This window comes from Pseudoxanthomonas sp. Root630 (genome assembly GCF_001427585.1).
Lineage (GTDB): Bacteria > Pseudomonadota > Gammaproteobacteria > Xanthomonadales > Xanthomonadaceae > Pseudoxanthomonas_A.
The window spans coordinates 83,080-103,737 of the sequence record NZ_LMGY01000016.1 but is presented as its reverse complement, the minus strand read 5'-3'; the positions used below and the strand labels follow the sequence as shown (position 1 = coordinate 103,737).

Annotated in this window: 17 protein-coding genes and 1 pseudogene; 11 read left to right on the top strand and 7 right to left on the bottom strand. The window is 69.1% G+C overall.

Annotation, left to right across the window (positions count from 1 at the left end; genetic code table 11):
- The first annotated feature begins 12 nt into the window (after positions 1-12).
- The 5 genes from ASD72_RS12740 to ASD72_RS12720 all read left to right on the top strand — a co-directional run bounded on the left by ASD72_RS12740 (position 13) and on the right by ASD72_RS12720 (position 3,348).
- Positions 13-351, top strand: a complete 339-nt coding sequence (locus ASD72_RS12740) for an iron-sulfur cluster assembly accessory protein (RefSeq protein ID WP_056880331.1) — start codon at positions 13-15, stop codon at positions 349-351.
- 175 nt (positions 352-526) lie between these two features.
- Complete coding sequence (gene rpsF, locus ASD72_RS12735; RefSeq protein ID WP_056880330.1) at positions 527-955, top strand: 30S ribosomal protein S6; 429 nt, start codon at positions 527-529, stop codon at positions 953-955.
- Positions 956-966: 11 nt separating this feature from the next.
- Entirely contained in the window at positions 967-1,197 is a 231-nt protein-coding gene (gene rpsR, locus ASD72_RS12730; protein ID WP_056880329.1) for a 30S ribosomal protein S18, read from the top strand.
- Positions 1,198-1,295: 98 nt separating this feature from the next.
- Positions 1,296-1,745, top strand: coding sequence for a 50S ribosomal protein L9 (rplI, locus tag ASD72_RS12725; RefSeq protein WP_056880328.1), 450 nt, complete (start codon positions 1,296-1,298; stop codon positions 1,743-1,745).
- Between the two features lie 202 nt (positions 1,746-1,947).
- Entirely contained in the window at positions 1,948-3,348 is a 1,401-nt protein-coding gene (locus tag ASD72_RS12720; protein ID WP_056880327.1) for a replicative DNA helicase, read from the top strand.
- Positions 3,349-3,351: 3 nt separating this feature from the next.
- Here the strand turns inward: ASD72_RS12720 and ASD72_RS20980 are convergent, their stop codons facing one another.
- Entirely contained in the window at positions 3,352-3,753 is a 402-nt protein-coding gene (locus ASD72_RS20980) for a hypothetical protein (RefSeq protein WP_056880326.1), read from the bottom strand.
- Positions 3,754-4,143: 390 nt separating this feature from the next.
- On the opposite strand from ASD72_RS20980, the gene alr reads away from it, so the two are divergent.
- The 4 genes and pseudogenes from alr to ASD72_RS12695 all read left to right on the top strand — a co-directional run.
- Entirely contained in the window at positions 4,144-5,337 is a 1,194-nt protein-coding gene (gene alr, locus ASD72_RS12710) for an alanine racemase (RefSeq protein ID WP_056880325.1), read from the top strand.
- Positions 5,338-5,366: 29 nt separating this feature from the next.
- A complete protein-coding gene (locus tag ASD72_RS12705; protein ID WP_056880324.1) occupies positions 5,367-6,785 on the top strand; it encodes a deoxyribodipyrimidine photo-lyase in 1,419 nt (472 codons plus the stop codon).
- A 59-nt stretch (positions 6,786-6,844) separates the two neighbouring features.
- Positions 6,845-8,305 (top strand): wax ester/triacylglycerol synthase family O-acyltransferase, encoded by a 1,461-nt coding sequence (locus ASD72_RS12700; RefSeq protein ID WP_056880323.1) that lies wholly within the window; start codon positions 6,845-6,847, stop codon positions 8,303-8,305.
- A gap of 209 nt (positions 8,306-8,514) precedes the next feature.
- A pseudogene (locus ASD72_RS12695) lies at positions 8,515-9,087 on the top strand (OmpA family protein); the annotation flags it as partial.
- 51 nt (positions 9,088-9,138) lie between these two features.
- Here ASD72_RS12695 and pip read toward each other — a convergent pair.
- Complete coding sequence (gene pip, locus ASD72_RS12690; RefSeq protein ID WP_056880322.1) at positions 9,139-10,083, bottom strand: prolyl aminopeptidase; 945 nt, start codon at positions 10,081-10,083, stop codon at positions 9,139-9,141.
- 154 nt (positions 10,084-10,237) lie between these two features.
- On the opposite strand from pip, the gene ASD72_RS12685 reads away from it, so the two are divergent.
- Complete coding sequence (locus tag ASD72_RS12685) at positions 10,238-12,601, top strand: Tex family protein (protein WP_056880321.1); 2,364 nt, start codon at positions 10,238-10,240, stop codon at positions 12,599-12,601.
- 48 nt (positions 12,602-12,649) lie between these two features.
- Here the strand turns inward: ASD72_RS12685 and ASD72_RS12680 are convergent, their stop codons facing one another.
- Positions 12,650-14,719 carry a hypothetical protein gene (locus tag ASD72_RS12680; protein ID WP_235578009.1) on the bottom strand — a complete coding sequence of 690 codons (2,070 nt, stop codon included), beginning with the start codon at positions 14,717-14,719 and terminating at the stop codon, positions 12,650-12,652.
- A gap of 138 nt (positions 14,720-14,857) precedes the next feature.
- Here ASD72_RS12680 and ASD72_RS12675 point away from each other — a divergent pair, with 138 nt between their 5' ends.
- On the top strand, positions 14,858-16,120 hold the full coding sequence (locus ASD72_RS12675; RefSeq protein ID WP_056880319.1) for a DUF1343 domain-containing protein: 1,263 nt from the start codon (positions 14,858-14,860) through the stop codon (positions 16,118-16,120).
- A gap of 497 nt (positions 16,121-16,617) precedes the next feature.
- Here ASD72_RS12675 and ASD72_RS12670 read toward each other — a convergent pair whose 3' ends face one another.
- Genes ASD72_RS12670 through ASD72_RS12655 form a run of 4 tightly spaced genes read right to left on the bottom strand, consistent with a single transcriptional unit; the run spans position 16,618 to position 20,614 of the window.
- Complete coding sequence (locus ASD72_RS12670; RefSeq protein WP_056880318.1) at positions 16,618-17,238, bottom strand: DUF2894 domain-containing protein; 621 nt, start codon at positions 17,236-17,238, stop codon at positions 16,618-16,620.
- The gene (locus ASD72_RS12665) at positions 17,228-17,875 is read right to left on the bottom strand and encodes an OmpA family protein (protein WP_056880317.1); all 648 of its coding nucleotides are present in this window, start codon (positions 17,873-17,875) and stop codon (positions 17,228-17,230) included. The genes ASD72_RS12670 and ASD72_RS12665 overlap by 11 nt, the downstream gene beginning before the upstream one ends.
- Positions 17,872-19,947 (bottom strand): DUF802 domain-containing protein, encoded by a 2,076-nt coding sequence (locus ASD72_RS12660; RefSeq protein ID WP_155944633.1) that lies wholly within the window; start codon positions 19,945-19,947, stop codon positions 17,872-17,874. The genes ASD72_RS12665 and ASD72_RS12660 overlap by 4 nt, the downstream gene beginning before the upstream one ends.
- A gap of 16 nt (positions 19,948-19,963) precedes the next feature.
- Complete coding sequence (locus tag ASD72_RS12655) at positions 19,964-20,614, bottom strand: DUF3348 family protein (RefSeq protein ID WP_056880689.1); 651 nt, start codon at positions 20,612-20,614, stop codon at positions 19,964-19,966.
- Positions 20,615-20,658 lie beyond the last annotated feature (44 nt).

Sequence of the window (20,658 nt, the reverse complement as noted above, 5' to 3'; positions counted from 1 at the left end):
CAGGAGCTTCCCATGGCCATCACCCTCACCCCGGTCGCACTCGAACGCGTGCAGCGTTTCGTCGAGCAGACGCCGGGTGCGTTGGGCCTGCGCTTCGGGGTGACCCGCACCGGCTGCTCCGGCTGGGGTCACGTGGCCGACCTGGCCCGGGACCAGCGGGAGGGCGACACGGTCTTCGATTTCGAGGGCGTCCGTATCTACGTCGACGCCGCAAGCCTCGCCCTGGTGGACGGGACCGAGATCGACTTCGCCAAGCAGGGGCTGTCGGAGACGTTCACCTTCCGCAACCCCAATGCGTCCGCCGAGTGCGGCTGCGGCGAGAGCTTCACCACGGCGGCCGACGCCGCCTGAGTCGCATCCCGGGGGCACGACTTGCCCCTAAGTGACTGACCTGCCATACTTTCCTGCTCCCGGCCGCCTGTCAGGCGTCAGGGTCCTCGCCCCACCGCGTCCGTTCCGGTCGTCGGGGGGCTGTTTCGCCCACGGGGTTTCTCCCGCCGGGCCCACATCCGAAAGGTACAAAACGATGCGTCACTATGAAGTCGTGTTCCTGGTCCACCCGGACCAGAGCGAGCAGGTGCCGGCCATGATCGAGCGCTACAAGGCGCTGATCGAGGGCGGCAACGGTACGATCCACCGTCTGGAAGACTGGGGCCGCCGTCAGCTGGCCTACCCGATCCAGAACCTGGTGAAGGCCCACTACGTGCTGCTCAACATCGAGGCCGACCAGGCCGTGCTGAACGAGCTGGTCGAGAGCTTCCGTTTCAACGATGCGGTGCTGCGCAACCTGGTCATCAAGCGTGATGGCCCGGATACCGAGCAGTCGCTGATCATGAAGAACAAGGACGAGAAGGGCGACAAGCCCGAGCGTGGCGAGCGTCGTCGCCGTGACGACGATGAAGGCGAGGGCGGCAACGCCGCTTCGACCGAATCCGACAACGCCGAAGCCGCCTAAGGAGCCCACCCATGTCCAAGTTCTTCCGTCGCCGCAAGTTCTGCAAGTTCACCGCCGAGGGCGTGAAAGAGATCGACTACAAGGATCTCAACACCCTGCGCCAGTACCTGACCGAGAACGGCAAGATCGTGCCGAGCCGCGTCACCGGCACCAAGTCCCGTTACCAGCGTCAGCTGTCCGCCGCGGTCAAGCGCGCCCGTTTCCTGGCGCTGATCCCGTACACGGACAACCACGACGTGTAATCCAGGACCTCCCCGCATGGGGAGGTTCTTTCTTCCCACTGTCATTCGGACAGCCAATCGCTGCAGGCCCCGCCTGCTAACGAATACGGAGCAATACGATGGAACTGATTCTTCTGCAGAAAGTGACCAACCTGGGCGTCCTGGGCGACAAGGTCAACGTGAAGCCGGGCTACGGCCGCAACTACCTGGTGCCGCAGGGCAAGGCCGTGCCGGCCACCGCCGCCAACGTCGCCGAGTTCGAAGCCAAGCGCGCCGAGTACGAAGCCAAGGCCAAGTCCGTGCATGACGACGCGGAAGCCCGCGCCGCCAAGCTGGAAGGCGCGAGCGTCACGATCACCGCCAACGCCGCGACCGAAGGCAAGCTGTTCGGCTCGGTCGGCCCGCGCGACATCGCCGACGCCTTCACCGCCGCCGGCCTGCCGCTCGAGAAGAGCGAGGTCATCATGGGCGAAGGCGCGCTGCGCAACATCGGCGAGTACGAGATCGTCGTGAAGCTGCACGCCGACGTGCAGACGACCGTCAAGGTCGTGGTCCAGGCGGAAGCCTGATCCACCCGCGCATCATTCCGTGATGCCGACAGACGGGCGCCGCAAGGCGCCCGTTCTGTTTCCGGGGCCGGTCCGTCGCAGGCGCTGAGATGCCCACCGGTTATCCACATACTTATCTGCAACACCCTTGGGCATGGACTGCCTACCATGTCCGGCCGTGCGGGCCTTCGCCCCGCATGCGCCGCAGGAGCTTGCACCGCCCATGTCCGCACGCACCGGTTTCCGCCAGGATCCCCACGATTCGCGCATCGAACAACTCCGCGTGCCGCCGCACTCCACCGAGGCGGAGCAGGCGGTGCTGGGCGGACTCATGCTCGCGCCGGAAGCCTACGACCGCATCAACGACAAGCTCACGGCCAACGACTTCTACCGTCGCGACCACCAGCTGATCTACCGTGCGATCGCGGAACTGGCCGAGCGGAGCCGGCCGTTCGACGCCGTGACCCTGGGCGAGTGGTTCGAATCCCAGGGCCAGATGGACCTGGTGGCCGGCGGCGCCTATCTGGTCGAACTGGCCAGTACCACGCCATCCGCCGCCAACATCACCGCCTACGCCGAGATCGTGCGCGACAAGGCGGTGATGCGCCAGCTGATCGAAGTGGGCACCGACATCGTCAACGACGCGTTCCAGCCCGAGGGCAAGGAAAGCGACGAGATGCTGGCGATCGCCGAGCAGAAGGTGTTCGCCATCGCCGAGCAGGGCGCCCGCGGCCGCACCGACTTCGTGGCGATGAACGATGCGTTGAAGGACGCCTTCGAGGTCCTGCGCATCCGTTCGGAGAGCGGCGGCACCGTGACCGGTCTGCCCACGGGCTACACCGAGTTCGACATGATGACCGCGGGCCTGCAGCCCACCGACCTGGTGATCCTGGCGGCCCGTCCCGCCATGGGCAAGACCACGTTCGCGTTGAACATCGCCGAATACGCCGCCATCAAGTCGAAGAAGGCCGTGGCGGTGTTCTCGATGGAAATGTCGGCGGGCCAGCTGGCCATGCGACTGATCTCTTCGGTCGGCCGCATCAACGCCACGCGGCTGCGCACCGGTTCGCTGGAAGACGAGGACTGGAGCCGCGTGACCAGCGCCATCCGCATCCTCAAGGACCAGGCCAAGGTCTTCATCGACGATACGCCCGGCCTGTCGCCGGACGTGCTGCGCTCGAAGGCGCGCCGCCTGAAACGCGAGCACGACCTGGGCCTGATCGTCATCGACTACCTGCAGCTGATGTCGGTGCCGGGCAACAGCGAGAACCGCGCCACCGAGATCTCGGAAATCTCGCGCTCGCTGAAAGGACTCGCGAAAGAGCTCAACGTGCCGGTACTCGCGCTGTCGCAGCTCAACCGCTCGCTGGAAACGCGCACCGACAAGCGCCCGGTGATGGCCGACCTTCGCGAATCCGGCGCCATCGAGCAGGACGCGGACATGATCGTCTTCATCTACCGCGACGACTACTACAACAAGGAAACCTCGCCGGACAAAGGCCTGGCCGAGATCATCATCGGCAAGCAGCGTTCGGGCCCGACGGGTTCCTGCAAGCTGCGGTTCTTCGGCGAGTACACGCGCTTCGACAACCTCGCCCACGATTCGGTGGGCAGCTTCGAGTGACCGCTATTTGCGGATGAAGTAGGTCACGAAGACATCGCCGGTCGCATCGCCGGCCACGGTCGTGCTGGCATCGAAGAAGGACGCGCGGAACCAGGGCTCCGGCATCATGTACACGTAGATGAGGCGCTGGAAGTCGGCCTGGGCCAGCTGCTGCGGGTCCCTCGTGGTCGCCACCGCCGTCAGCATGCACAGGCTCTTGCTGCAGCGTGGCCGCCCGATCTCCAGGCGTCCGAATTCATGGGCATGGCGCTCGATCGTCTGCTGGATCAACGCCTCCAGTCGCGGCGACCAGTCGGGGTCCGCAGGTTCCGAACGGCCCAGCGCTTCGTAGTCATTCGCGTCCGAGCTTGTGGTCCGAAGTCCTTCCAGGAATTTCTCCAGCCGGCGTTCTCCTTCCGGCGACAACGGGCGCGCGCCGGCACGGGCTCCCGCCGCCAGGGCAGGCAGGTGCGCGGCGCCCGCTGTCGCTGAGGCCGGTTCCCTGGATGCGTTGGCGGCACCTGGCGGGGTCGCTGGAGCGCGGGCGTCGGCTGCCGGCCCGTCGGAGGCTTTCGTGGAGGGGATAGCGGGCAGGGTAGGCGACGGACCCTCGGTCGGCGAGGGAGCATCCATGCGCATGACGCGCATCCACAGCCATGCACCGATGACGAGCGCAAGGGCCGCGACGACGACGATCCTGGTGGACCTGGTACGAAGCGCCAACGGAGCCGATCCCGGGAAGTCGTCGCAAGCCTAGCGCATGCGCATTCGTGCCGGCATGAACGGGAGCGCAGCGCCGGACGCTACAATCCGTGCATGGATACTCCGCTGGATGCCGTCTTGTCAGCCCCGCACACGCGTCCCGAAGCGAACGACCGTCCCACGCGCATCCATGTCGATCTGGCTGCGCTGACGCACAACCTGCGCGCGATCCAGGGCCACGTCGGCGTGCCGGTCATGGGCATCGTCAAGGCCAATGCCTACGGCCACGGCCTGGTGCCGGTGGCGCACCATCTCGAAGCGCAGGGCGTCGAACAACTGGGTGTCGCGTTCGTGGAGGAGGGTGTCGCACTGCGGCGTGCCGGCATCACCGTGCCGATCCTCGTGCTCGGTGGCATCCACGCGCCGCAGGTGACCCAGTTCCTCGCCCACGACCTGGAAGTGACGGTGTCGTCGATCGCCAAACTGCGGCAGGTCGAGGCGGCGGCCGAGGCGACCGGGCGGAAAGCGGTGGTGCACCTGAAAGTGGACACCGGCATGGAGCGCATCGGCGTACACAGCGAGAACGCCGGTGCGTTCATCGAGGCGGCCGTGGCGTCGCAGTGGTGCACGGTGAAGGGCATCTACTCGCACCTGGCCTGCGCGGACGATCCTGCGTCGCCGATGACGGCCGAGCAGCGCGAACGCTTCCTCGACGCCTGCGCGCACTTCGACCGCCTGGGCGCACCGATGCCGCTCCGGCACCTGGCCAACTCCGGTGGCGTGCTGCACTTCCCCGACACCTGGCTCGACATGGTGCGCCCTGGCATCGCGCTGTACGGCGTGCTGCCCGACCCCGCGTCGCGCGCCACGATCGACCTGAAGCCGGCGCTCTCGCTGGTCTCCCAGGTCGTCTACTTCAAGATCGTGCGCGCCGGACGGACCGTCAGCTATGGCGCCACCTGGACTGCTCCGCGCGATACCCGCGTCGTGACCGTGCCGATCGGCTATGGCGACGGTTTCCCGCGCGCGTTGTCATCGCGGGGCGAAGTGCTTGTGCGCGGCGTGCGCCGTCCCATCATCGGTCGTATCTGCATGGACCAGTTCATGGTGGACCTGGGTACGGAAGGCTCCGCCTACAACGAGGACGAGGTCGTGTTGATCGGCGAGCAGGCTGGCGTATCGATCCGCTGCGAAGACGTCGCACAGGCGGCGGGCACGATTCCGTACGAGATCCTGACCGGCCTGAACGAGCGGATCCCGCGCGAGTACGTCACGGGGCCTGCATCCGGATCCGCGCCTCCTGCGTAAGCGTCCCGTCATCCTGCGCGAGTTCCTCCATGCCCCACGCCCTCGTCTGGTTCCGGCACGACCTGCGCCTTGACGACAATCCGGCGCTGCGTGCCGCGCTGGAGGAAGGCTTCACGCCGATCCCGCTCTACATCCGCGCACCGCGCGAAGAGGGCGAGTGGGCGCCGGGCGGGGCATCGGACGCGTGGCTGCATCGCTCGCTCGCCGCGCTGGATGCCGATCTGCGCAGGCGCGGCTCGCGCCTGCTGCGGCGGCGGGGTGCCAGTGCAGCCGTGCTGGACGAGGTGTTGGCGGACACCGGTGCCGACGCGGTGTTCTGGAACCGCAAGTACGAACCGGCTACCCAGCCGCGCGACGCTGCGCTGAAGAAGGCGCTGCGCGAGCGCGGGTTGCGCGTGGAGAGCTTCAACGGCAGCCTGCTGTTCGAACCCTGGGACCTGGCCACGCAGCAGGGCGGCCCCTACAAGGTGTTCACGCCCTTCTGGCGCTCGGCGCTGGCGCAATGGCGCGCGCCGGAGCCCTGGAATGCACCCGATGCCCTGCCGGCGTTCGATGGATCGCTGCGGGGAGATGCACTCGACACCTGGCAGCTGAAGCCCGCCCTCGGCTGGGATGCCGGTTTCTGGGAGACATGGACGCCGGGCGAAGCCGGCGCACGCGACGCGCTGGATATCTTCATCGACGGCGCATTGCGCGGCTATCGCACCGACCGCGACCGGCCCGACCGCACCGGCACCTCGAAGTTGTCCGCACATCTTCATTTCGGCGAGATCGCCCCCTGGCGCATCACCGCCGGACTGGAGCGAGAGCGCACAGCCGGCAACAGCGCGGACATGGATGGCTACATCCGGGAGCTGGGCTGGCGCGAGTTCGCCTACCACCTGCTGCACCATTTCCCGCACACGCCTACCCAGAACCTCAATCCGCGCTTCGAACATTTCGATTGGGCGAAGGTCGATCCGGACGCGCTGGCCGCCTGGCAACAGGGACGCACGGGCGTGCCCATCGTGGATGCGGGCCTGCGCGAGCTGTGGGCCACCGGCTACATGCACAACCGCGTGCGGATGATCGTGGCCAGTTATCTGGTCAAGCACCTGCGTTACCACTGGCTGCACGGGGCGCGCTGGTTCTGGGACACGCTGGTCGATGCCGACCTGGCGAACAACACCTTGGGTTGGCAATGGACCGCGGGCACCGGCGCCGATGCCGCGCCGTACTTCCGCGTGTTCAATCCGGTGACGCAGGCGGAGAAGTTCGACCCCAAGGGCACCTACATCGCGCGATGGGTGCCGGAACTGGCGTACGTGCCGGTGCCGTTGCGTTTCGCGCCGTGGGAGAAACCGGACGTGCTTGCGCGCGCCGCGCCGGATTATCCGCGCCGGCCGCTGGTCGACCTGGCTGCGGGGCGCGAAGGCGCGTTGGCCGCTTACCGCAAGACCGGCGACTGAGCCGCGTTGACGCCTTTCGTCGTCGCGTGCTTCACTCGGCGCGGGAGAGGAGGGCAAGCATGGCCACGAAGAAGGCGCCGGCAAAGCCGCGTCGCGAGCCGATGTCGCGGGTGGACACCGCCTGGTTGCGGATGTGCCGCCCGATGAACCCGATGATGATCACCGGCGTGCTGATGTTCGACGAGCCGATGACGCTCGACACGCTGAAGCAGGTGGTGAAGAAACGCTTCCTCGCGTATCCGCGCTTCCTGCAGAAGGCGGTCGATACACCGGCCGGCGCGTCCTGGGTGACCGATCCCGATTTCGATCTCGACTGGCATGTGCGCCTGTCCGCGCTGCCCGGCCGGCACGACCCGAAATCCGAGAAGAAGGCGCTGGAGCGCTTCACCAGCCAGATGGCCTCCACGCCCTTGGACAAGACCAAGCCGCTGTGGCAATTCCACCTGATCGAACGCTATGGCACCGGGTCGGCGCTGGTCGCGCGCATCCACCACAGCTATGCCGATGGCATCGCCCTGGTGCAGGTGCTGCTGTCGCTCACCGACACCAGCCGCAAGCCCGACACCGGCAAGGACCTGCGTTCGGCTTGGCTGAAGCAGGACGGCGCGGAGGTCGTGCGTCGCGTCGGCGCCATCGATCGCTATGTGCAGATCGGCGGCAAGGTGCTCGGCAAGGGCATGGAGATGATGCAGGACCCCACGCTGGCCACGATGCTGGCGAGGGAGGGCGGCGAGATCGGCCGCGAACTGTTGCACGCGCTGTCGCTCTCCGACGACCCGCCCACACTGCTGCGCGGCAAGCTCGGTGTCAGCAAGCGGGTGGCCTGGGCCGAACCGCTCGACCTGGAAGACGTGAAGGCCGTCGGCCGTGCCTGCGACTGCACCGTCAACGACGTGCTGATGGCCGCCGCCGCCGGCGCGCTGCGCAGCTACATGCTGGAGCGGGGCGAGCAGCTCGATGGCGTCACCCTGCGCGCCACGGTGCCGGTGAACCTGCGTCCGCTCGAACATGCCCGCAAGCTGGGCAACCACTTCGGCCTGGTGTTCCTGGACCTGCCGGTCGGCGAGGACAATCCGATCCGCCGCGTGGAGCGCGTCGCCGAGTGCATGCGCGACTTGAAGAATTCCCGCCAAGCTATTGTTGCCTTTGGACTTTTGGCGGCGCTTGGCATGGCGCCCTCGGCCATCCAGGGCGTGGCGCTGGAGCTGTTCTCGCGCAAGGCCACCGCGGTAGCCACCAATGTGCCCGGCCCGCAGCAGCCGCTCTACATGGGCGGTTCGCGCCTGCGGGAGATGATGTTCTGGGTGCCGCAGACCGGCTCCATCGGCATTGGTGTTTCCATCCTCAGCTACAACGGCCGCGTGCACTTCGGACTGATCGCGGACGCCAAGCTGATCCCCGATCCCGATGCCGTGATCCGGCGCTTCGGCCCCGAATTCGAGAAGCTGCTGTACCTGTCGCTGATGGGGAGCTGGGAGCGGACGCTGGACGCCGAAGGCGCTGCGGCGCTGATGGGTTGAAGCCCGACGGCACCTGAATGAACAGGGCTCAAATCGCGCGTTGTGAACATTTTGCTGGGTAGGCTTGCGGCCGTTCGAGGTTCCCCGCAGGCCAATCAGGAGGATGTATGAATGCGATGCTGAAGACCGGCGCCCTGGCGGCGCTCACTGTCACTCTGCTTGGCGGCTGCGCCAGCTACACCGGCCAGACCAATGACCCCAACGACCCCAATCGCACCCGCACCGGCGCCCTGATCGGCGCGGGCATCGGCGCGGTGGCCGGCCTGCTCAGCGGCAGCGATGCCACCGAACGTCGCCAGCGCGCCTTGGTGGGTGCGGGTATCGGCGGCCTCGCCGGCGGCTCCATCGGCGCCTACCAGGACCGCCAGGAGGCCGAACTGCGCCGCCAGACCGCGGGCACCGGCATCGACGTCAGCCGTGATGGCGACGTCATCAAGCTCAACCTGCCCGATGGCGTGACCTTCGATTTCGGCAGGGCCGACCTGAAGTCCCAGTTCTACCCGGCGCTCAACAACGTCGCCTCGACGTTGCGCGAATACAACCAGACCATCGTGGAAGTCAGCGGCCATACCGACAGCATCGGTACCGACGCGGTCAACCAGCGGTTGTCCGAGCAGCGCGCCGCGTCGGTCGGCAACTACCTGATCGGCCAGGGCCTGCAGCGCGAGCGCTTCGAGATCGTCGGCATGGGCAAGCGTTATCCGGTCGCGAGCAACGACACCGATGCGGGCCGCGCGCTCAACCGTCGTGTCGAGATCCGTGTGCTGCCGGTGCGTTCGTAAGCCGCCTGCATGCCGTACCCGACGGGCCGCCTAGCGCGGCCCGTCTTCGTTTCAGCGCTCCGCGAAGGCGTCCGTCGCGCGGACCAGGGCATCGGCGATCGCGGGCTCGGTGGCGCCGTGGCCGGCCAGCACCATCTCCAGGCGCGCCTCGGGCCAGGCTTGCGCCAGATCCCACGCACTGCGCGGCGGGCAGATGATGTCGTAGCGGCCCTGCACGATCACGCCGGGCAGGTGGCGGATGCGGCCGATGTCGCGCAGCAACTGCCCATGCGCGAGGAAGGCGTTGTGGCGGAAGTAGTGCGCTTCGATCCGTGCCTTGGCGAGCACCTTGGCGGGATCTTCATCGGGTGCCGCGTCCGGGTCGTGCAGGAGCGTCGCCGCGCCGTCTTCCCAGCCCAACCAGGCCTGGGCGGCGGCAAGGGCGATGGAGGCGTCGGGATCGTCCATGCGACGCCAGTACGCCTCGATCATCGCGCCGCGCTCATCGGCCGGGATGTGCGCCTCGTAGCGCGCCCAGCGCTCCGGGAACACCCATCGCGCACCGCCGTCGGCCTCATTGAACCAGCGGTTCTCTTCCTCGCGGCCCAGGTAGACGCCGCGCACGATCACCCCGGTCGCGCGTTCCGGATGCGCCTGCGAATACGCCAGCGCCAGCGTGGAGCCCCAGGAGCCGCCGAACACCAGCCAGCGGTCGATGCCCACGTGCGTGCGCACGGCCTCGATGTCGGCGACCAGGTGCGCGGTGGTGTTGTCGCGCAACTCGCCGAACGGCGTGGACTGCCCGGTACCGCGCTGGTCGAACAGCACGATGCGGTAGCGCCCCGGGTCGAAGAAGCGCCGATGCACCGGCGACAGGCCCGCGCCCGGGCCGCCGTGCAGGAAGATCACGGGGATGCCGTCCGGGTTGCCGCATTCCTCCACATGGAGGGTGTGCAGGGCATCGACGGCGAGCCGGTGCGTGCGGTACGGCGCGATCTCGGGATACAGCGTGCGCATGGGCAGGGGTCCTTGCGGGGTGTCCGAGCATAGCCAGCGGCGCTCCGTCCGTCAGCCCGCATCGGACGCGGCTGTCAACCCGTTTCCCGCGCGGCGATCCGTTGCCACAATCCCGGTCCCACCCGGTCCATCGGGTTTTCCAATTCCGGACGCAATGCAAGACCGTACGCCCCAGATCGCCGAGCACATCGCCGTTACCATCGCCGCCGAGATCGGCGCACAGACCGCGCAGGCCAAGGCCGCCATCGCCCTGCTCGACGAAGGCGCCACCGTGCCCTTCATCGCCCGCTACCGCAAGGAAGTCACCGGCGGGCTGGACGACACCCAGCTGCGCAACCTCGAGACACGCCTGACCTACCTGCGCGAGCTGGAAGACCGCCGCGCCGCCGTGCTCGCCAGCATCGACGAGCAGGGCAAGCTGACCGACGAACTGCGTACCGAGATCGAAGGCGCCGACAGCAAGGCCCGCCTGGAAGACCTCTACCTGCCGTACAAGCCCAAGCGCCGCACCCGCGCGCAGATCGCGCGCGAAGCCGGCCTCGAACCGCTCGCCGACGGCCTGCTCGCCGATCCCACCCAGGTACCCGAAACCACCGCGGCCGCGTACATCGATGCGGAGAAGGGCGTGGCCGATGCCAAGGCCGCGCTCGACGGCACGCGCGCGATCCTGATGGAGCGCTGGGGCGAGAACGCCGCGCTGGTCGGCGAACTGCGCCACTGGATGACCGACGTCGGCGTGATCCGCGCGAAGGTCGCGCAAGGCAAGGAAAACGAAGGCGCGAAATACCGCGACTATTTCGACCATGCCGAACTGCTGGCGAAGATCCCCTCGCACCGGCTGCTGGCGCTGTTCCGCGCGCGCCGCGAGGAGATCCTGCTGCTCGATCTCGATCCCGGCATGGAGGCCGAGGCAGGCCATCAGCACGCCGAGGGCCGCGTGGCCGTGCATGCCGGCGTGTCGGCGCAGGGGCGTGCCGCCGACAAGTGGCTGCTGGATGCCTGCCGCCTGACCTGGCGCGCCAAGCTGCACATGCACCTGCTGCTGGACCTGTTCAACCAGGCGCGCGAGAAAGCCGAGGCCGAGGCCATCGCGGTGTTCGGCGACAACCTCAAGGATCTGTTGCTGGCCGCGCCCGCTGGGCCGAAGGCCGTGCTCGGCCTCGATCCGGGCCTGCGCACCGGCGTGAAGGTCGCCGTGGTCGACCGCACCGGCAAGCTGGTCGATACCGCGACGATCTATCCGCACGAGCCCAAGCGCCAGTGGGATCAATCGCTGCATGTGCTGCGTGCGCTGTGCGCGAAGCACCAGGTGGATCTGATCGCCATCGGCAACGGCACCGCCAGCCGCGAGACCGACAAGCTGGCGGGCGACCTGATCAAGCAGGCGCCGGAATTGAAGATGGACAAGATCGTCGTCAGCGAGGCCGGCGCGTCGGTGTACTCGGCATCCGAATTCGCGGCGAAGGAATTCCCCGACCTCGACGTCAGCATCCGCGGTGCGGTCTCGATCGCGCGCCGCCTGCAGGACCCGCTCGCGGAACTGGTGAAGATCGAACCCAAGGCCATTGGCGTGGGCCAGTACCAGCACGACGTGGACCAGTTCCGCCTGGCGCGCGCGCTCGATGCGCGGGTGGAAGACTGCGTGAACGCCGTGGGCGTGGACGTCAACACCGCCTCGGCGGCGCTGCTGACGCGCGTGTCCGGCCTGTCGTCCACGGTGGCCGAGAACATCGTGCGCTTCCGCGACGAACATGGCGCGTTCCGCACGCGCAAGGCACTGCTGGGCGTACCGCGCCTGGGCGAGAAGACCTTCGAGCAGTGCGCCGGCTTCCTGCGCATCGCCGATGGCGACGAGCCGCTGGATGCCTCGTCCGTGCATCCCGAAGCCTATCCGGTGGTGGAGCGCATCCTGGCCGGCAGCGGCCGGCAGGTGAAGCAGATCGTCGGCGACACGGTATTCCTGCGTGCGGTGAAGGCCGAGCAGTACACCGACGCCAGCTTCGGCGTGCCGACCATCCGCGACATCCTGAAGGAACTGGAGAAGCCCGGCCGCGATCCGCGCCCGGAGTTCAAGGCCGCGCGCTTTGCCGACGGGGTGGAAGACATCAAGGACCTGCGCGAAGGCATGATCCTGGAAGGCGTGGTCAGCAACGTGGCGGCGTTCGGTGCGTTCGTCGACATCGGCGTGCATCAGGACGGCCTGATCCACATCTCCGCGCTGGCCGACCGCTACGTGAAGGATCCGCGCGAGGTCGTGAAGGCCGGCGACATCGTCAAGGTGAAGGTGCTGGAAGTCGATGTGGCCCGCAAGCGCATCGCGTTGACGCGCCGCCTCGACGACGCGCCGGCACCGCAGGCGCCGCGCGAAGCCCGGGCGAACGATCCGCGTCCGCCGCGCGGGCCCGACCGCGGCAACCCACGCGATCAGCGCCGAGGTCCTGCACCGGCGAAGACCAGCGCGCCGCCGGCCGACAACGCGCTGGCCGCCGCGTTCGCGCGGGCGAAAGACAAGGGCTGATCCGTTGCGTCCGCCTCTCCCCGTCGCGGGAGAGGCGAGGGCGCCCGGTCAGGGCGCGCGTTCGCCCGTCGCCGTTGCGTACGGCGCGAGGTAACGGCTCAGGCCGCCCGCGCGCAGGTGCGTGGCGGCGGCATTCCAGTCGATGGGTGCGCCGGCCTTGAGCGCGTCCAGGACGGCGACCACCGAGAGTTCCACTTCCGGCAGGCTGCCCGCGCCCGGCGCATTGCGGCGCTGCTCGATCGCTTCGAACAGCACGGCATTGGCCTCGGCGTAACCCAGCGGTGTCGTGCTGCCGCCGGCCTCGCGCCACGCCGGCGTCTCCAGCACCGCATTGACGTGGGAGAGGATCAGCCAGGTCGCGCGGCCGATCAGCTTCAGGTTGCCCGGCTGCACGCTGGTCATCGTGTTGCCGACCACGCGGCCGCGCTTGGCCATCACGCCGGTGGAATGCGCGTTGATCAGCATCTTCAGCGCGATGGTCTGGTTGAGCTCGAAGGCGTCGCGCTGCGCCACCGTCACCGCGATCACCGGCACGGCGCGGGGCAGGGCGGCCACGTCGGCCAGCACGTCGCTCGCCACCGGACGTGCCGACACCGAGACCAGCACCGGTTCCGCACCGGCCGCGGCGAAGGCGTGCAGCCACGCGCGGTTGGCATCGGCATGGGCTTCGTCGCCCAGCAGGATCAGCGCACCGGCATCGCCGGCCTGCGGGCCGCTGCGCTGCACATTGGCCGGCGAGTACGACAGGTCGTACAGCGCCTGCTGTTCGTCGCCCGCATTCGACAGGCCGCGCAGCGCGGCTTCGCGCAGGTACGGGTCCTGGATACCGTTCTCGAACGGTGGCAGGTACAGCGCCTTGTCCAGGCCGTGGAACGGGCGGTGCAGCAGCGCCTGCCAGGCCTGCGCGCCATCGGCCGACGGCGTCCACACCTGGATCCACGAGCGCCGCTCCGGCGCGTTCACCGTGTCCAGCGGCGAGAGGCGGAAGGTGGGCGCGCGTTCGGTCACATCGACGAACACCGGCATCAGGGCGCGCGTGGCCAGGTAGGTGGCGTGGCGGCCAGCGGCGTAGCTGGCCGCTTCGCGGTCGGTCCAAGCCGCCAGTTTCGGCGCGGCGGCGGCGGTCGTGCGCTGGATCGCGGCGAAGCCGCGCAGGCGGTCGCCGATGCCCGCGTCGTTGAAGCCCAGGGCGGCGAGTTCGTCGCCCGTCAGCACCTCGCGCAGCAGCGCACGGGTGGCGTCTTCCAGCACCACGCCCAGCACGTAGAGGCTGGTGGTGGTGGCCTGCATGCGGGTGGAACCGGTGATCGCCTGCGGCCCGGTGGGCAGCGGGATCTTGGTGATGCGCGCATCGTCCAGCACGCGGCGGCTGCGCTCGAACGGGCGCAGCACCGCGTCGGGATTGTTGTAGACGAACCACGTGCGGCGCGCATCCGCACCGGCCTGGTCGGCGGCGGCCAGCGCGGTGCCGATCACCGCGGAGGTCTCGCCGCCCTCGGTGACGGCGAATACCAGGTCCTGCGGCCGGATGCCGTTGTCCTGCAGTTGCAGGCGGCCGATCTCGGGAATGTCCTCGAAGCCCTCCAGCGACGCGATCAACGCGCGGTCGCCGCCGGTGATCTCGCCACGCACGCGCTCGCCAAGGCCGGGGAAGCGCGCCTCGATCTTCGCCATCGCGGGCGACGCCGCGGTGCGCTGCCAGAACGGGCGCCACAGGCCGCTTTCGATCGTCTCGGCCAGGCGCCCGGTGGAGCCCGTGCCGTAGAAGTACAGCCGGTGCCCGTCGCGCAATGCGCGGGTGATGTCGCGCGATGCCGCCTCAAGCGCCGCCAGCCGCGCCGGATCGTCGGCGACGCCTTGCAGCGCCGCGGTGATGTCCTCGTCCACGGACAGCAACGCGGCCAGCCCGTCGGCGGTATCGGCGGCGATGCGCGTGCTCAGGTCGAAACTGCGCGGGTGGCGCTGCTCGGTCAGTAGGCTGTGCAGCTGGAACTGCTGCTTGTTCGCCACGAAATCCTGCGATTGCGCCGACGGCGCGATACCCAGGCGGTTGGGGGCGGGTTGTGCGGCGGCGGGCACTGCCGCGGAGGCCATCACAAGGAAAGACAGGTTGCGCATGATGCGGTTCGCCATACGGGACATCGGATCCCTCACCTGACAACGGAAGAATGCGTCGATACCGGCGGTGATCCCCTTGCACGGTGCCGCACGCAGGCTGCTATCGTCACGACCACGATAGCAAACGGTCGTGACACTATGCCCCGGTTCGCTCGTCCGCTGCACGCTGCACTGCGCCCCGTGGGCCTTGGCCTGGTGCTGTTGCTCGGTGTGTTCCATGCGCGCACGGGCGCGGCGGCACCCGTGGATGCGGCGCCGAGGCCCGGCATCGAGGTCTTGCTCGATGAGCGCATGGACCTGCTGCGCGGCAAGCGCGTGGGCCTGGTGACCAACGCCACCGGCGTGGATCGCCAGGTGCGCAGCGATGTCGATCGCTTCGCCGAACGCAAGGAATTCACGCTGGTCGCGCTGTTCGGGCCCGAGCACGGCGTGCGCGGCGATGTGCAGGCGGGCGACCATGTGGCCTCCGGACGCGATGCCGCCACCGGCCTGCCAGTGCACAGCCTGTACGGCGAACACCGCGAACCGACACCGACGATGCTCGACGGCATCGACGTGCTGGTGTTCGACATCCAGGACGTCGGCACGCGCTTCTATACCTACCCGTACACGCTGGCCGGGGTGATGCGCGCGGCGAAGCGGGCCGGCATTCCCGTCGTCGTGGCCGATCGTCCCGATCCGCTCGGGGGTGTGTTGATCGAAGGACCGGTGCTGGACCCGGCGCTGGCCTCGTTCGTCGGCCAGTTCCCGATCCCGATCCGCCACGGCATGACGCTGGGCGAACTGGCCACGCTGTTCAACACCGCGTTCGGCATCGGCGCCGACCTGCACGTGGTTACGATGCAGGGCTGGCGGCGCGGCGATGAATCCCTGCGCGGCGCACTGCCATGGGTGCCGCCGTCGCCGAACATGCCCACGCCGGACACCGCGCTGGTCTATCCGGGCATGGGCCTGCTGGAAGGCACCAACGTCTCCGAAGGCCGTGGCACCACGCGGCCGTTCGAGACCGTGGGCGCGCCGTGGGTGGATGCGCAGGCGCTGGCGGCGCGGCTCAATGCGATGGACCTGCCGGGTGTGCGTTTCAGGCCGACCTGGTTCACGCCGACGTTCTCCAAGCACGCGGGCAAGGCCTGCGCGGGCGTGCAGCTGCATGTGACCGACCGCGCCGCGTTCCGCCCGGTGCGCACCGGCGTGGCCGTGTTGAAGGCGCTGCACGACCAGCACCCGGAGGACTTCGCCTTCCTGCCCGGCGAGCCGCCGTTCTTCGACCGCCTGGCCGGCGTGGGCGACCTGCGCGCCGCCATCGCACGCGGCGATACCCTGGACGTCATCGAAGCGCGCTGGCAACCGGCACTCACCGCGTTCGACGCGGTGCGCCGGCAGCACCTGCTGTATCCCTGAGCGCGCGCGGGTGCGTTCATCGCCGGGCGCCGCTTTCACTTCAGATCAATAAGCCCGGATGGGCCTCGGCGTGCGACGCGTCGGGTGTCCGAGCCCCGTGGATGGAGCTCGGAACGCCGTCTGTCCCACATCGAGCTCCATCGAAGGGCCAGAAAGGCTGTCGATAGGTCTCCCGCGCGCCCCATCAGGCAGACGTCCGGTCCGCGATCCAACAACGGCCTTTGTGGGAGCGACGTCAGTCGCGATCGGATACCGGTAACGCCTCATCGCGACTGACGTCGCTCCCACACCATCGCCTAGGTGCCTGGCGAGGACGGCCATCGAAGGGGCCCGAAAGGCTATCGAAGGCGGTCCCGCGCTCGCTCAGAGTGACCTCCGACCAGCGACCCAACCCATGCTTCTGTGGGAGCGACGTCAGTCGCGATGGGATACCGGTAACGCCTCATCGCGACGGACGTCGCTCCCACGCCATCGCCAGGAGATGCCCTCGCGGGCTGTCACGGTTGCGTTGCCGCGGGCTTTTTCTTGCGGGGGGCGCGGCGTGTGGTGCGCGGCGCATCGGTGGCCGCGGTCAGGGGTGCCGCGGCGTGCTGGAGTTGTTCCAGCGACGACAGGGTGTCGGCGTAGGCGATGAAGTGCTGCAGATAGCCCGGCGATACCGCACGCATCAGGTGCAGGGCGCGGTGGACCAGCATGCCGGAGTTCAGCGGGCCGGCGTCGGCGGGCACGTCGTGCAGCGAGGCGCGCAGTTGGCTGTCGGTGCGCACCTGGGCCCAGACTTCGCGTGCCTGGGTAAGTGCGGAGGGCACCACCGGCGATGTAGCGGGCAGCGGCTCGCCGTCACGGCGTGCCTGAAGCGCATCGACCAGCGCGCGCAGACCGGAATCGCGCACGCTGGCCGGCGGTGCGGCCGCCGGTCGCTGCGCGAGACCGGCGGCGTACGCGCGCATCAGCCCGGCGAGGCGGGCTTCCAGCAGGCGACGGGCTTCGCCCTGCTGCGTGGGCACGCGCGCGGCCAACGCCAGCAGGATGTCGAAGCGCGCGGGGTCCACGCGATCCGCACCCTGCGCGCGCCACGCCTGCAACTGCGCCGCCGGTGACAGGGCGTCACCGTCCATCGTCGCCGTTGCGCTTGGCAGGGCGGGGAATGGGCGCGATCTCGACGCGCCGGTTCTGTGCACGGCCTTCTTCGCTGGTGTTGGCGCTGACTGGCTGCTCGGCACCGAACGCCGCGGCGAACACCGACGAGGACGGCACGCCTTCGGCGATCAGCGTGCGGGTGACGGTGAGCGCGCGTTGCGCGGAGAGGTCCCAGTTGTCGGCGAACTGCTGATTGCTGCCGCTGACCTGGCGGTCGTCGGTGAAGCCGCTGACCATCAGGATTTCCTCGCGTGTGCGCAGGTAGCCGGCGAGCGGCGCGGCGAGGCTCTTCAGCAGGTCGCGGCCTTCCGGTTGCAGCTGGTCGGAGTTCAGCGCGAACAGCACGTTGCCGCGGATACCGATGCGGCCGTCCACCAGCGTCACCCGGCCTTCGGCCAGCGGCGCGGCCAGCGCGTCTTCCAGCGCCTTGCGCTGCTGCGCTTCCTGTTCGCGGCGGCGGGTTTCCTCGTCCAGGCGCTGGGCCAGCTGCGCCTGCACGGCGATCACGCCGACCAATACCAGCACGAAGGCGCCCAGCAGCACCGACATCAGGTCGCCGAAGCTGGCCCAGACGGGGGCGCCGAGGTCGGCGTCGTCTCCGGTTTCCACGCTCATGCGGTTTCGGCCCCGGACAGGCGCTGCAGGTCCACAGTGATCTGGCGCTGCGCGGACAGGCTCAGGTCGACCACTTCGCGCGCCTGCGCGACGTAGTAGGCCAGTTGCTCGTCGCTGCGGACCAGCGAGCGCTCCAGCGCGCCTTCGATGGCCTGCAGGCGTTCGAGCAGGGCGTCGTTGGTCTGGCCGAAGCGCTCCACCACGCTGCCCAATGCATCGCCGAGGCCGGCGACTTCGGTGGCACCGGCGGCGACCTGGGCGGCGACGTGTTCGAGCTTGCCGGTCTCGGCCTGCACGTGGTCGGTGAAGCGCGTGCCGACGCGTTCCAGCAGATCGGCCGAGGTGGCCACCAGCGCGTCGATGGCGGTGCGCTGCTCAGTGGACGCGTGGTTCACCGCATCCAGCAAGGTCTGCAGCGTGCCCATCATCTGGGTGCGTTCTTCCAGCAGCGCGGTATCGCGGACCATGCTGTCGGAGAGCTTCTGGCGCAGTTCGGCGACCATGTCGGCAGCGGCGCGCGGGGCTTCCGAGGCGACCTGCACCAGCTGCGAGATCTCGGCGATGGTCTGCTGCGCGTGCGTCTGCGCCTGGGTGGTGATGTCGCTGGCGCTGCGTGCGAGTGCATCGCAGATCTCCTGCTGCAGGCGCGCGGCTTCGCCAGCGGTGTGTTCCCAATCGCCACGCAGCGTGGCGCTCATCGTGGCCAACTGTGCCGCCCAGGCGGCGAGGCGTGCCTCGTCCTGCGCGGCGAGCGTCTGCTGCAGCGTGGCATGCGAGGCGTCCACGGCCTGCACCAGCGCGGTGGCCTGGGTGCGGAAGTCGGCCCCGGCCGCAGCCAGGGCATCGGTGTTGCGCGCAGCGATACCGTCGGCCGTCGCGGCTTGCAGGGCGAGCGCCTGCGTCCAGCCATCGGCGAGCGTGGCGGCGGTGTGCGCAAGCTGGCCGGAAGCGGCATCGAGCCAGGCGTTGGAGCGCTGGTCGAACTGGGTGGCGTGGCGTTCGGCATCGCCTTGCAGGCGCGCGGCGAGCGCGTCGTGCGCGTGTTGCTGGCGGGCGAGGGCATCGTCCCAGGTGGTGGCGGCCGCGGCGGTGGCGGCACCGAAGCCCGTGGCGAGCGCGTCGAGCTGCTGCTGCACGGCGGTGGCGACGGTCTGCTGCAAGGCGGTGGTTTCGCGCGCCAGTCCGGCGAGCGTGCTCTCCATCGCCGGCTGCAGTGCAGCGCCGACCGCGCGTGCGCTGCCTTCGACGCCCGCCTGCATCGACGCGACCAACGTGGCCGAGAGTTGCGCCTGCGCGGCTTCGGTGCGGGCGTGGAAACTTTCCTGGCGCGCGGACTGCTGCGCGGCGGCGTCGGTGTTCTGCTGTTCGATGGAAGCGACCATCGCCTGCAGGCGCTCGACCAGTTCCGGCATCAGCGCGGCCTGCTGCTGCAGCAGGCGGAATGAGGTCTCGCGCTGGAACGACTGCGAATGCACGTGCAGCGAGGTGGCGATCTCGTCGTCCAGGCGCTGCGCGACCAGCACGCGCTCGCGGCGGGCGAGCGCGGACAATAGGCCCAGCACCGCGGACGCGGCGACACCGGCGATCGAGGTGCCGAAGGCGAAGCCCAGGCCCTTGACCGGCGCCGCCAGCGAGCCGCGGATCGCATCGATGTCGGTGGCGCCTTCCAGCGCCAGCCCGGTGCCGCGCAGGGTGACCATCATGCCCAGCAGCGTGCCCAGCATGCCCAGCAGCACCAGCAGGCCGACCAGGTACGGCGTCAGCGCCGGCGCCGGCAGCGCGACGCGCTCGCCTTCCACGCGCAGGCGCACGGCCTGGCGCAGGCTGGGATGCATCGGCGCGAGCCAGGCCTGCAGTCCGCTGCCTGCCGGTGCGGTGTCGGTGAGCGCGTGGGCGAGGGTGGCGGTCGCCTGGCGGTAGCGCTGCAGCTCCACGGCACCGGTGACGTAGCACGCACCGATCACGAGGGTGACCACCACGCCCAGCGCATGCGTGCCGACATAGCCGACGCCGATCCAGCCGACGATGGCCAGGCCGGCGAGGAAGAGGGCGGTGGAGAAGTGCTGTTTCATCAAGGTCATCCAGGCATTACGAGGGCCGAAGCGCGGCGAGCAGCGCGTCGAGCGGGTGGAAACGGAGGTCGAGTTCGGCGAGCAGGGCGTCCTGCAGGTCGCGACTGAAAAGCGGCAACCACACGTTGCCGGAGGCGGTGTCTGCGGTGGTGCGGAGGCGGTCGAAATGGAGGCCGAGCAGGACGGGGGTGTTGGCCAGCAGGGCGTTCTCGCGGGGGCTGAGCGTCATCTCCATCACCGCATCGACCTCGGCCAGGCGGGCCAGGTCGCCGCCGCGCTGCGCCAGGGCATCGCGCAGGCGCCCGCGCAGCGGGCCGGTGCCGGTCAGCATGGCGCGCTGGCGTTCGAGGCAGTAGCGGCGGTAGGGCGCGAAGTCGTCATCGCCGGCATCGACCGGCGCGCCGCGCTGGATCGCCTCCGACAGCGACGTACGGACCCGCGCGACGGCTGCGGCATGCGCGTCGTCGGACGTGGTAGCGCCCGCCTCGGGCGCGACGGCGCCATCGAGCGCCCGCGACAGCGAGACCGCACGGTTCCAGTCGATCCATTGGCCGAGGCGCTCGGACAGCGCCGGCGCGGCATCGGGCAGTTCGGCGCCGCCCACGCGGGCGAGGAGGCGGACGAAGGCGGGGGCCGCCGTGGGCGTCCGGTACTGCAAAGTGGTCACGCAGCGGCTCAAAAGAGCGGGGATTTTACAGGAACCCCCGCCAC